This window comes from Streptomyces sp. CBMA123 (assembly GCF_014596465.1).
Lineage (GTDB): Bacteria > Actinomycetota > Actinomycetes > Streptomycetales > Streptomycetaceae > Kitasatospora.
Genome location: NZ_MECK01000101.1, coordinates 1 through 12,266, shown reverse-complemented (window position 1 = coordinate 12,266; position 12,266 = coordinate 1). Strand labels below are relative to the sequence as shown.

The 12,266-nt window shown below is 73.9% G+C and carries 11 protein-coding genes; 6 read left to right on the top strand and 5 right to left on the bottom strand.

From position 1 onward, the window contains the following. Positions 1-7 precede the first annotated feature (7 nt). Positions 8-1,000: a 2-hydroxyacid dehydrogenase gene (locus BG452_RS14285; protein ID WP_188304653.1), complete on the top strand. Its 993-nt coding sequence runs from the start codon at positions 8-10 to the stop codon at positions 998-1,000. 52 nt (positions 1,001-1,052) lie between these two features. Here BG452_RS14285 and BG452_RS14280 read toward each other — a convergent pair whose 3' ends face one another. From BG452_RS14280 to BG452_RS14270, 3 genes are all read right to left on the bottom strand, one after another. Continuing rightward, positions 1,053-1,907, bottom strand: a complete 855-nt coding sequence (locus BG452_RS14280) for an alpha/beta fold hydrolase (protein WP_188304693.1) — start codon at positions 1,905-1,907, stop codon at positions 1,053-1,055. 22 nt (positions 1,908-1,929) lie between these two features. Continuing rightward, positions 1,930-2,829 carry a DUF4231 domain-containing protein gene (locus BG452_RS14275; protein WP_188304652.1) on the bottom strand — a complete coding sequence of 300 codons (900 nt, stop codon included), beginning with the start codon at positions 2,827-2,829 and terminating at the stop codon, positions 1,930-1,932. A 232-nt stretch (positions 2,830-3,061) separates the two neighbouring features. Further along, positions 3,062-3,826 (bottom strand): sugar isomerase domain-containing protein, encoded by a 765-nt coding sequence (locus BG452_RS14270; protein ID WP_188304651.1) that lies wholly within the window; start codon positions 3,824-3,826, stop codon positions 3,062-3,064. Positions 3,827-4,047: 221 nt separating this feature from the next. Between BG452_RS14270 and BG452_RS14265 the strand changes: the two genes are divergently transcribed. Then, the gene (locus BG452_RS14265) at positions 4,048-4,746 is read left to right on the top strand and encodes a metal-dependent transcriptional regulator (protein WP_188304650.1); all 699 of its coding nucleotides are present in this window, start codon (positions 4,048-4,050) and stop codon (positions 4,744-4,746) included. Between the two features lie 446 nt (positions 4,747-5,192). Here BG452_RS14265 and BG452_RS14260 read toward each other — a convergent pair whose 3' ends face one another. Then, entirely contained in the window at positions 5,193-5,897 is a 705-nt protein-coding gene (locus BG452_RS14260) for a bifunctional DNA primase/polymerase (protein WP_188304649.1), read from the bottom strand. Between the two features lie 305 nt (positions 5,898-6,202). Between BG452_RS14260 and BG452_RS14255 the strand changes: the two genes are divergently transcribed. Both BG452_RS14255 and BG452_RS14250 read left to right on the top strand, forming a co-directional pair. Beyond that, positions 6,203-7,579 (top strand): transcriptional regulator, encoded by a 1,377-nt coding sequence (locus BG452_RS14255; RefSeq protein ID WP_188304648.1) that lies wholly within the window; start codon positions 6,203-6,205, stop codon positions 7,577-7,579. A 164-nt stretch (positions 7,580-7,743) separates the two neighbouring features. Further along, positions 7,744-8,946: a hypothetical protein gene (locus BG452_RS14250; protein WP_188304647.1), complete on the top strand. Its 1,203-nt coding sequence runs from the start codon at positions 7,744-7,746 to the stop codon at positions 8,944-8,946. Positions 8,947-9,061: 115 nt separating this feature from the next. Here BG452_RS14250 and BG452_RS14245 read toward each other — a convergent pair whose 3' ends face one another. Further along, positions 9,062-10,363: an ABC transporter substrate-binding protein gene (locus tag BG452_RS14245; protein ID WP_188304646.1), complete on the bottom strand. Its 1,302-nt coding sequence runs from the start codon at positions 10,361-10,363 to the stop codon at positions 9,062-9,064. 257 nt (positions 10,364-10,620) lie between these two features. Between BG452_RS14245 and BG452_RS14240 the strand changes: the two genes are divergently transcribed. Then, positions 10,621-11,055: an SCO4402 family protein gene (locus BG452_RS14240; RefSeq protein ID WP_223242199.1), complete on the top strand. Its 435-nt coding sequence runs from the start codon at positions 10,621-10,623 to the stop codon at positions 11,053-11,055. A gap of 147 nt (positions 11,056-11,202) precedes the next feature. Next, positions 11,203-12,069 (top strand): formyltetrahydrofolate deformylase, encoded by an 867-nt coding sequence (purU, locus tag BG452_RS14235; RefSeq protein WP_411292947.1) that lies wholly within the window; start codon positions 11,203-11,205, stop codon positions 12,067-12,069. Positions 12,070-12,266 lie beyond the last annotated feature (197 nt).

Below are 12,266 nucleotides of genomic sequence, written 5' to 3'. Positions count from 1 at the left end.
CCGAGCCATGAGCGACAGCAGCGAGCGGCCCACGGACCCGACCACCCCGCCCCCGGTCCTGGTCACCCGGCACCCCGCGCCCGACGTCCTCGAACGGCTCACCGGCCGGTACGCCGCCACCTGCGGCGAGAACGACCGTGAGCTGGAACGAGCCGAACTGCTCGCCGCCGTCCGCGGCCGCCGAGCCGTGCTCACCACCCTCAACAACCGGGTGGACGCCGAGTTCCTGGACGCCGCCGGCCCGCAGCTGGAGATCGTCGCCAACCACGCCGTCGGCTACCACAACGTCGACCTCGCGGCCTGCGCCGAACGCGGCGTGGTCGTCACCAACACCCCCGGGGTGCTCACCAACGCCACCGCCGAGGCCGCCTGGGCCCTGCTGCTGGCCGCCACCCGCCGGCTCGGCGAGGGCGAACGCCTGCTGCGCTCCGGCACGCCCTGGGCCTGGGGCCCGAACTTCCTGCTCGGCCTGGAACTGGCCGGCACCCCGCTCGGCGTGCTCGGCATGGGCCGGATCGGGCAGGCGGTCGCCCGCCGGGCCGCCGCCTTCGACATGCCGGTCGGCTACCACAACCGCCGCGCACTGCCGCCCGAGCAGGCCGGCGGCGCCGAGTGGAAGCCGCTGGAGGAACTGCTCGCCACCTCCACCGTGCTGGTCGTCACCTGCCCCTGCACCGAGGAGACCCGGCACCTGCTGGACGCCCGCCGGCTCGCCATGCTGCCGCCCGGGGCGGTGGTGATCAGCATGACGGCCGGCGTGGTCGACGAGGAGGCGCTGGCCGCCGCCCTGGAGTCCGGCGCGCTGTTCGCCGCCGCCGTGGACAACTTCGAGCACGAGCCCGACGTCCCGTCCGCGCTGCTCGCCCAGGAACGCGCGGTGCTCGTCCCGCACCTGGGCAGCGCCACCGTGCGCACCCGGCAGGCGATGGGCGACCTCGCGGTGGACAACATCCTCGCCGTGCTGGACGGCGCCGAGCCCCTCACCCCCGTCCGGGGCTAGGGTCCGTCCCCGAGCTCCCGTCGCCCCGCAGGCGGGAGTTCGAGGACGGACCCTAACCCGCCGCCCAGGCCAGGGCCGTGGTCATCACCCGGAACGCCCCGAAGTGCGCCGCGCCGGGCTCCAGGAAGAGCTCGGCGCCCGGGATGTGGTCGGCCAGCCAGCGGGAGTGGTCGACCGGCGAGAACTGGTCGTCCGCGCCGTGCCACAGCCAGGTCGGCACCCCGACCGACCCGACCTCGAAGCCCCAGTCCGCGGTGAAGGCCAGCACGTCGTCGATCCAGCCGTCCGCGCCGTGCCGGAACGCCTCCCGGTAGTTGCTCTGCAGCATCCGGCGCAGCCCGCTGTCCGCCACCACCTCCCGGTCGGCGGGGGAGAGTTCGGTGCGCAGCCCGTTCAGCAGCCGGACCGGGTCGTCCTTGATCTGCCGGGAGCGGAACTCCATCGCGTCCGCGATCCGGCCGTGCCCGCGCTCCGCCTCCCGGTAGGCGCGGACGTTGGACGGGGTCATCCCCGCGTACCAGTCCAGGCCGGTCGCGTCGCGCGGCGCCAGCCCCACCAGCACCGCCACCCGGCTGACCCGCCCCGGCAGCATCGCCGCGCAGGCCAGCGCGTGCGGGCCGCCGCCGGAACGGCCCAGCACCGCGAACCGGTCCAGCCCCAACTCGTCCGCGATGGTGCGCACATCGGCCGCCGCGTGGGACACCCGGCGGCCGAACAGCCGGGTCGAGTCGCCGTAGCCGGGCCGGTCGTAGGAGATCAGCCGCACCCCCAGCCGGTACAGCACGGTGCTGCGCGGGTGCGGTCCGACCCGACTGCCCGGCATGCCGTGCAGCAGGAACACCGGACGGCCGCGCGGGTCGCCGAGGGACTCGACGGCGAGGGCGCGACCGTCCGCCGTTTTGACCATCCGTAACGCCACGCGTTCCTCCTCAGTGCTCCCGGTCGGTGGTGGTGCGCACCTCCCGGCGGGCCTGCCAGGTGGTGTGCTCGCGGGACACCGCGTCCTCGGCGTCCCGGGCCAGCCGGGCCCAGAGCTCCTCGGCGTCCATCGACTCCAGGTCCAGCCGGGCGAGTTGGAGGTGGATCAGCTCCAACTCCTCGGCCGCGAGCCCGTACGCGGCGGCCAGCGGGCGGTACTGGCGCAACTGGGCCCAGGCGGTGACCGAGGCGGCCACCGCCGAGACGGTGCCCAGCGCGTCGTAGGTGAACGCGCCGAGCGCCCGCAGCACGGCCAGCGCCAGGCCCAGCGCCGGCAGCAGCACGCCCAGCACGCCGGTCCAGTACCCGGCGCGGGCGCAGTAGCGGGCCTTGCGGCGGTACCAGTCGTGCTGCACCCGGATCCGCTCGTTCAGGTACACCTCGCGGCGCACCGCCAGCGGCTGTGCGCGAAGGTCGCGCATCGCCTCGGTGACCTCGACCCCGTCCACGGGCACGGCCACCGGGGTGTTCCGGAAGGCGCCCAGCACCCGGTCGAGCTGGAAGCGGTACAGCCCCTCGGCGTCCGGCAGGCTGTGCGGCGGCGGCTGGTAGGCGTCGGCCCGGACGGCGAACTTCCAGGCCAGCGTCTTCACCGACTCGGCGGCCGCCCGGCCCTCGTACCACAGGCCCTGCGGGTTCTGCCGGCTGATCACCACCGCCAGCGCCATCGCGCCCAGGTAGGCCGCGGCGGCCGACCAGGCCCACGGCTCGCCGTCGGCCGATCCGGTGGCGGCGGCGACCAGCAGCAGGACCAGCTCCCAGGCGGAGAGCAGCACCGAACGCCGCTGGCCGCGCAGCGAGGCCGCGTCGGCGGCCCAGAAGAACTCGGGCAGCAGCTCCCGTTCCCGCACCCACCCGGTCCGTCCCGCACCAGACACCATGCTCGGCCCCCACCCGTCGCTCAGGTCCCTCGGCTCTCCTGCCCCCGGCGGCTTCCCGGTACGCCTGGCGGTGGCCGGGGCGGCCCGCAATGGCCGGGATGGTCCGGTGGTTGTCCGGTACGCCCCGTAGTCGTACCGGCACTCGCCGTCAGCGGGCGTGCCGGTGTTCGCGCCGCCCGACGGGTCGGCGGGTGGGGCCCGGTCAGTAGGTGTAGAGGATGCGCTCGGCGTTCTCCGCCATCTGCTTGGCGTTCCACTCGGTGCCCCCCGGGACGTTGCCGGAGCGGAACAGCGGCGGCGCGGGGGCGTCCCCGGCGGCTGCCCGGTCGGCCAGCCGGCCGACCGCCGAGGCGACCACGGCCTGCATCAGCGCGCTGGTGACGATGGTGGAGACCGGGCCGAAGGAGGTCTCGGCGCCCGGGTGGGTCAGCTCGCCGTCGCCGACCGCGACCTTGCTGTCCAGCACCACGTCGCAGTGGTCCTTCAGATAGCTGCCGGAGGGGTGCGCCGAGGGCACCTCCCCGGGGTAGGCCAGCGAGGTCACCCCGATCACCTTCAGGCCGCGGCCCCGGGCGTACCGGGCCAGCTCGACCGGCATCACCTGGCGGCCGGACAGCGAGATCAGGAAGAGCAGGTCCCCGCTGGTCGCCGGGGTCAGGTCCAGGGTCGAGGTGGCGAGCCCGGAGACCCGCTCCAGCGCGCTGGCCAGCGGCGCGGGCATCATCGTCACCCCGGCCATCCCGGGCACGTTCAGCAGGTTCATCGGGACCAGCCCGCCGGCCCGGTAGACCACGTCCTGGGCCGGCAGCGAGGAGTGCCCGGCGCCGAAGGCGAACACCCGCCGCCCCTGCGAGATCGCCTCGGCCAGCAGGGCCGCCGCGGCCTCGATGGAGTCGGACTCCTCCTCGCGGACCCGGTTCAGGTGGGCGATCGCGGCGTCGAAGTACCTGCCGACCAGGTCGTTCATCGGTTGCCTTCGCTCTCTGCCGGTGGGGGCGCCGGCCGGGTGGGGCGGCCGGGGAGGCCCGGACCGCCAGTGGAGAAAGCTACGGCGAGCACGGTCGCGCCCCGGCGGTACCGCTGTCAACAGGAACGAAAACCGGTCCCGGAAACCCCCGGGCGGGCCCGGTTGTCAGTGCGGTACGTCAGAATTGGCGGTGAGGACACCGAAGAACGGAGCCAGCGGCGATGTCTGGGCTGATCGACACCACTGAGATGTACCTTCGCACCATCCTGGAGCTGGAGGAAGAGGGCATCGTCCCGATGCGTGCCCGGATCGCGGAGCGGCTGGAGCAGAGCGGCCCGACGGTCAGCCAGACGGTCGGCCGGATGGAGCGCGACGGGCTGCTCCAGGTCGCCGGGGACCGCCACCTCGAACTCACCGAGGAGGGCCGACGGCTCGCGGTGCGCGTCATGCGCAAGCACCGCATCGCCGAGTGCCTGCTGGTCGACGTGATCGGCCTGGAGTGGGAGCAGGTGCACGAGGAGGCCTGCCGCTGGGAGCACGTGATGAGCGAGACGGTCGAGCGCAAGGTGCTCGCCATGCTCGGCCACCCGACCCAGTCCCCGTACGGCAACCCGATCCCGGGCCTGGACGAGCTGGGCGACACCAAGGCGGAGGGCGAGGGCTTCGACGCCGCGCTCGTCCCGCTGGACTCCGTCAAGCCGGGCGAGGCCGGGGCGGACGTGGTGGTCCGCCGGATCGGCGAGCCGATCCAGACCGACAGCGAGCTGATGAGCACCCTGCGCCGGGCCGGCGTCCGGCCGGGCTCGACGGTCAAGGTGAGCATCGGCGCCGGCGTCGGCGGCGTGCTGGTCGGCACCGGGGAGAACGCGGCGGAGCTGGGCAAGGACATCGCCCAGCACGTCTTCGTCGCCCAGGCCTGAGCCCGCCGCCCGAGCCCGCGGCTTGAGCCCGCCAGGCCGGGGCCGCCCGCTCCGTAGGAACGATCAGGGCCCGCTGCTCCCCGTGCAGCGGGCCCTTCCCGTCCTCCCCGGCTCCCTCCCGGTCCCCTCCTGCCCCTCCCGCTCCCTCCCGCTCCCCTCCACCGCCTCGCCCGGCTTCCCCGTCCGAGCGACCCTTCCGGCGACCCCCACACCGCCATTCCTCCCCTCGGCCGATCATGGCAATCCTTGAGCGCTGTCACTCGTACGAGCGGCTTTCCCGGGTGACCAGCGGGTAGACCGAAGCCTTATCCGCACATGCGTATGACGGGCCCCGTCCCCGGTGGGAGACAAGGCCCGTCACTCACGCGCGTTGTGTCGCGCGGTGCTCGCCCTCACCCGATCGGCGCAGGGCGGCAGGCTTCGGCCCGCGGCGGGGCGTGGTCCGGTCAGACGCCCGCCGGCTGGGCGGCCGGGACGGGCTGCGCGGGCGCCTCGCGGCCGCAGGCGTACGCGAGCGGGCTGATCAGCTCGGCGGCGTCCGGCAGCCAGCGGTTGGACTCGGAGGGGGAGCGGGCCCACTGGGCGTAGCCGGTGGAGCCGATCCGGGACGGCGGGGCGACCGTCCAGTCCCCCTCGCCGCGGGCGACCAGGTCCAGCCGCCCGAGCGGCCAGCCGAGCTTGCGGAGCATCTCCGGCAGCTTGGCCGCGACCCCGGGCAGCACCAGGAAGTGCAGCCGCCGCCCCACCCTCCCCGGCGAGGTGGGCAGCACCACGACCGGGCCGAGCTGGAGGTCCATCCGCTCCATCCGGGCCAGCGCCAGGCACCCGGCCGTCTCCGGCACGTCCAGGACGTCGAAGGACCGGCCGGTGGGCAGCAGGATCGAGGCCTTGGGCCGCTCCGTCCACCAGCGCCGCACCGCGCCCGGCCCGGCGCTCGCCTTGCGGGCCCAGTCCGCGTCCAGCGGGTGGGCGCCCGGCTGGGTGCAGCGCTGGTCGCCGCAGGAGCAGCGGGCGGGCCCGTCGCCGTCGATCAGCCAGGCGCCCGGGGCCACCTCCCAGTGGCGGTTCTCGGCGTAGCCGACGGCTTCGATCAGCAGCGGGGGCAGGCCGGCGTTCTTGTCCTGGCCGGGGGCGTCGGGGATGTCTTCCACGGGCTGCTCAACTACCGTGTGTGAGGCTGGTTACGGCCCGGCGGGCCCCGGTCGGCCGCATCCCGGCAATGTCACCCGAACCGGTGACTCAAGCGAGTTGGGGCGGGCGGAGGCAGGCGCAGCGGGGGCGCACAGAAGCATTCCCCAGGGCGCGCGGGGGGTGCGGTTCGTCACCGTGGGTATCCCGCTGGCGTTGCTGATCGCTAACCTGGTGTCAGATTCCTTGGACGGTCGGACAGTCGGCAACAGATCAGCACATCGTCGCCCGCCGGCCGGGACCGGAGGGTGTGGGGAGGCGAAGCCCAATGGCCGCGAGACCACTCGTCGCACGACAGCCCAACGAGCGCCTGCAGCAACTGATCCAGGAGGCCAGCTGCTCCAACGCCGGTCTGGCCCGCAGGGTCAACCTGTGCGGCGCGGAGCACGGACTGGACCTGCGCTACGACAAGACCTCCGTCGCCCGCTGGCTGCGCGGGCAGCAGCCGCGCGGTCAGGCGCCGGCCGTGATCGCCGAGGCCCTCGGGCGCAAGCTCGGCCGCAGCGTGTCGGTCGAGGAGATCGGCATGGCCGACGGCAAGAACCTCAGCTCCGGCATCGGGCTGCAGTTCGCGCCGACCCTGGGCGCCGCCCTGGAGCAGGTCTGCGAGCTGTGGCGCAGCGACGTCGGCCGGCGGGACTTCCTGACCGGCGCGACGGTCGCCGCCTCCGCGCTGGTGGAGCCCAGCCGGGACTGGCTGATCACCCCGCCCGACCCGGTGGTGGCCCGCGCCGGCGGCCCCCGGGTCGGCCCGACGGACGTGGCCGCGATCAAGGCGACCACCGCGATGCTGGTCGACCTGGACCACCGCTTCGGCAGCGGTCATGTGCGCCCGGTCGTGGTGCACTACCTCAACTCGGTGGTCTCCGGCCTGCTCGGCGGCGCCTACCGGGAGGAGACCGGCCGCCAACTCTTCGCCGCCGTAGCCCGGTTGACCGAACTGGCCGGCTACATGGCGGTGGACACCGGGCAGCCCGGGCTCGCCCAGCGCTACTACATCCAGGCGCTGCGGCTCGCCCAGGCCGCCGACGACCGCGGCTACGGCGGCTACGTGCTGGCCGCCTCGATGAGCCACCTGGCGGCCACCCTCGGCAACCCGCGGGAGATCGCCCAACTCGCCCGCGCCGCCCAGGAGGGCGCCCGGACGGTGGCCACCCCGACGGCGATGGCGATGTTCTACGCCGCCGAGGCCCGCGGCCACGCCCTGCTCGGCGACGCCCGCTCCTGCGAGGCGGTGTCGGCCAAGGCGCTGGAGATGATGGAGAAGCGCCGCCCGGAGGACGACCCGGACTGGATCGTCCACTTCGACGACGCCTACCTCGCCGACGAACTCGCCCACTGCCACCGGGACCTGGAACAGGCCGGGCCGGCCGAGCACTACGCCCGCCGGGCGCTCGACCTCCACCCGCCGACCCGGGTCCGCCGCCGCGCGGTGGACCTGGTGCTGCTCGCCACCGCCCAACTCCAGCAGCGCGACCTGGAACGCGCCTGCGAGACGGGCACCCAGGCGGTGCGGCTGCTGAGCGGGCTGCGCTCCAACCGGGGCGTGGAGTACCTGGACGAGTTCCGGCGCCGCCTGGAGCCCTACCGGGAACAGCGGGTGGTGCGCGAGTTCCACGCCAGAGCGGACGCGGAGGCGGCCTGAGGATCGTCTGTGCAGGGAGCGTGTGGGATCGTCCCGCCCACGTGGTCACCCGGTGAGGCGAACCGGTAGCGTGGGCGCGACGTCCAAGGAACTGTGATGCTCCCAAGAACCGACGAGATGTGGTCCGCCGCCAGTGCGCGGTCCTGCACAGGTGAGGAATCGCGTTGAGTCAGCGCCGCTCGTACCCCAACTCGGGTGACTTCAACCTGGACGACCTGTTCCGCCCCGAGCCCGGCCAGCCCCAGGGCCAGCCGGGCCAGCCGCAGGGCCCCACGGCCGTGCCGCCGGTGGGCCAGCCGTCCGGGCAGCCCGAGTACCTGGGCGAGGGCGCGCACGCGCTGCCGACCCAGGCCCTGCCCGCCCAGCAGCCGCCGTGGGGCGCCGCGCCGCAGCCCGGTTACGGCGTCCCGCCGCAGGCCGAGCAGGCCCCGGAGACCCAGCACCTGCCGCCGTACCCGGCCGGCGACCCGCAGGGCGGCTACCCCGCGCCCCAGCCCGGTTACGGCGTCCCGACGCAGGCCGGGCCCGGCTACCAGGGGCACCAGGGCTATCCGCAGGCCGGGCAGCCGCCGCAGCAGCAGCCGGGCTACCCGGCGCAGGGCTACCCCCAGCAGGGCGGCTACGCCCAGGACGGCTACGGGCAGCAGGACGGCTACGGGCAGCAGGACGGTTACGGGCCGGGCCCGGACGCCACCCAGGGCGGCCGCTCGGGCCGCGGCGGCCGCCCGTCCAACAAGCTGGTCATCGGCGGCGTGGTGGCCGGCTTCGCGGCGGCCGGCGTGCTGGTCGCCGTGCTGGTGAACGGCGACGACAGCACCACCAAGTCCGACCAGAAGACCGCTCCGGTCGCCGCCACCGGCAGCAGCACCCCCGGCGGGGCGAGCGCGAGCGGCTCCGGCGCGGCGGCCGACCCGGAGGTCAAGGCGCAGGCCCAGCCGCTGTCCGACCTGCTGGGCACCGCGAGCGACAGCCGCAGCGCGGTGGTCTCCGCGGTCGCCGCGGTGCAGAAGTGCGACAAGCTCCCCGACTCGCAGCAGGCGCTGTCCGCCGCGGCCGGCAAGCGGCGCGAGCTGCAGACCAAGCTCGGCCAGCTGAAGACCGACAAGCTGCCCGGCGGCCAGCAGCTGGTCGAGCAGCTCAACGCCGCCTGGACGGCCTCGGCCCAGGCCGACGACGAGTACGCGGCCTGGGCGACCGACGCCCAGTCCTCCTGCGACCCGAAGAAGCCGGACACCGGCAACCAGCACTACAAGAACGCGGTGCAGGCCAGCGGCACGGCGACCACCGCCAAGAAGCAGGCCTCGACCCTGTGGAACGCGATCGCCACCCAGACCGGGCTGCCCAGCCGCGGCGACGGCGACCTGTAGCGCTACGGACGGGCGGGCCCGCACCGGGCCCGCCCTTCGTGCTGTCCCGTGCTGTGCCGTACCCGTACCCCGTGCCGTACCCCGTGCCCGTGCCCGTGCCGTGCCCGTGGCCGGGTCAGCTCGGAGAGCGGGCCCCGGTGAGCACCCAGCGGACGTCCACGAAGCCCGGCTGCTGCAGGGTCATCCGGCCGCCCTTGACCACCTGGTAGGTGACCCAGGTGTTCACCAGCCGCGGGGACTCGGTACTGGGCAGCATGTTGGTGGTGCCCCAGTTCAGCGGCGGGGTGAGGCCGACGTCGATGCCCTCGCCGCTGTCCAGCAGGGCGGCGATGGTCTTCGCGGAGACCTGCTGGCCGGCCGCCGACAGCTTCTCCGTCACCACCCGGAACACCTCGTAGGCGACCCAGGTGGTCTCCACGCCCGGGTCGGAGACGTCGATGCTGTGCCCGTCGGTGGCCTGGGAGCGCACCACCGCGCGCAGGCCGTCCCAGGTCTTGGCCGACTCCGGCGGGTACCAGCTGGTGACGAACGCGCCGGCCAGCGGGCCGGAGTCGCCGCCGGTGGAGTCCACCACCGACTGCTGGACGCTGCCGATCACCGAGGCGACCCGGGTGTTCCGCACGTTCTGCCGCCGGTAGGCGTCCAGCAGGTTGCTCGTCGGCTCGGCGGCCAGGGCGCTGGTGATGCAGTTGCCCGGCTCGTCCTTGCCGATCGCCTTGCGGACCACCTGGCTGTAGTCGGACGACTGCTCGGGCGCCTTGACGTCCAGCAGCCTGATCCCGGCCGGCTTGAGCGCGTTGCCCAGGTAGCCGAGCAGGTTGTCGCCGGCCGGGGTGTCCGGGCGGATCAGCGAGACGGCCTTGCATCCGGCGTCGACCAGCTGGCGGCCGCTGCCGGCGATCAGCGCGGGCATGCCGCCGTCCACCGGGTAGGACAGCGGGCTGGAGAACTCCGGCTGGGACAGCCCGTACCCGCCGATCAGCGGGATGCCGGCGCGCTCCAGCACCGGCATGAAGGCGTCGCCCCACTGGCTGTAGGAGCCGAGCACGGCGACCGCCTTGGCGTCCACCGCCTGCTGGGCGCAGGTCTTGGCGCCGTCGGCGGTGTTGTGCTCGTTGCACGTGATCACGTGCAGCCGGCGACCGCTCAGCCCGCCCTTGACGTTGACGTCCCGGCCGATCGACTCGGCGAGCGCGGTCATGCCGGGGCGGTCCGCGGAGCCGGTGCCGGACGGGGCCCAGGTCATCACGGTCAGGTCGTCGGCACTGGTGGAGGCATCGGCCGGTCCGCCGCACGCGGAGGCCGAGAAGAGGGTGGGGAACAGCACCGCGGCGGTGACCGCGGCGGCGATCGGACGCCGCGGGCGGCGCCTGCTGATCGTGGGACGGGCCCGGGAGAAGTCCCTTCGGCTGGTCATCGGTCTTCCCTCTCTGGGGCGCCATCCGGCGCACCGGGGGACAAGCCAAGCCCGGGAGCCACAAGCCGAGAGGGCCGAAATGCGAACGGTCGGCAAACGGCCGCCGAAATCCGGGTCGGTACGCGTGTAGATCGCGAGTGGAGCACGAACAGACGGGGAACGTACGATCGTTCACCATGTCCGCCAGCACAGATTCTTCGCACCGGTCCGCCCGAAACCCTTCTCGTCCGGGCCACCGCTCCAGCACGATGGGCGGCATGCCGCTCAACGACCTGCCCTGGTGGCGCTGGCGAGCCCGACTGCGCTCGGCCCTGCACATGCTCTCCGACCCCGGTTTCCAGTACGAGGCCTGGCTGACCGGCCGGGAGGGTTACGGGGACGTGACCGACGCCGTCTACCGGCTCGTCGAGGACACCTGGCTGGACCGCTGGTCCGCCGAGAAGTACGTGGGCACCATCTTCCGCGACTCCGCCGAGGCCGCCCTGGTCGACGTCGCGGTGCTGCGCGCGGTGCAGATGCTGCACGAGGTCGGCGCCGACGCCCCGGCCTCCGCCTACCTCGGCCACCCCGGCTGGCCGGAGACCGTCCGGGCCGCCCGCGAGGCCCACGTCGCCCTGGCCACGGGAGACGGGGACGACCCGGACGCGACCCCCAAGTCCCTGGACGTGCTGCGCATCCTGACCCAGGTCTGAGGAGTCCGCCGGTCGGCGCCGTCCCGCAGTACGGGCAGCGGGGCGGCGACCGTCCACGATGTGACACGCTGGACCATTCACGCACTCGACCCGTGCGGGCACCCGACGGTGCCCGCGCGCGCACGACCTCAGGACGGGATACCCCCAGTGGAACAGCAGCCGGCCAGCGCCCAGTACGTCCTCACGCTGTCCTGCCCCGACAAGCAGGGCATCGTCCACGCTGTCTCCAGCTACCTCTTCATGACCGGCTGCAACATCATCGACAGCCAGCAGTTCGGCGACGGGGACACCGGACTGTTCTTCATGCGGGTGCACTTCTCCGCTCCCGAGCCGGTCACCGTCGACAAGCTGCGGGCCAGCTTCGCCGCGATCGGCGCCTCCTTCGCGATGGACTGGCAGATCCACCCGACCGAGCAGCGGATGCGGATCGTCCTCATGGTCAGCAAGTTCGGGCACTGCCTGAACGACCTGCTCTACCGCGTCCGGATCGGCGCCCTGCCGGTGGAGATCGCCGCGGTGGTCTCCAACCACACCGACCTGCGGGACCTCACCGAGAGCTACGGCGTCCCCTTCCACCACATCCCGGTCACCAGGGACACCAAGGCCGACGCCGAACGGCAGCTGCTCGACCTGGTCGAGAAGGAGAACGTCGAACTGGTCGTGCTGGCCCGCTACATGCAGGTGCTCTCCGACCGGCTGTGCACCGAACTGTCCGGCCGCGTGATCAACATCCACCACTCCTTCCTGCCGAGCTTCAAGGGCGCCAAGCCCTACCACCAGGCGCACGCCCGCGGCGTGAAGCTGATCGGCGCCACCGCGCACTACGTCACCGCCGACCTCGACGAGGGTCCGATCATCGAGCAGGAGGTGGCCCGGGTCACCCACGACGTCAGCCCGGACCAGCTGGTCGCGCTCGGCCGGGACGTCGAGTGCCAGGCGCTGGCCCGCGCGGTCAAGTGGCACAGCGAGCACCGGGTGCTGCTCGACGGCGCCCGGACGGTCGTCTTCGCCTAGGCCCTGTCCGGCCGAGGGCCCTGTCCGGCCGGGCCCTGTCCGGCCGGGCCCGGTCCGGCGGGATCGGCCGGACCGGGCCTGACCGGGGTCAGCGCCGCGACAGCAGCGGCAGCGCGTGCAACACCTCGCGCACCGCGGCCCGGTCACCGTGCTCGCCCACCGGCAGCCGGTCCGGGTCGCGGTGCGCGGCCGCCAAC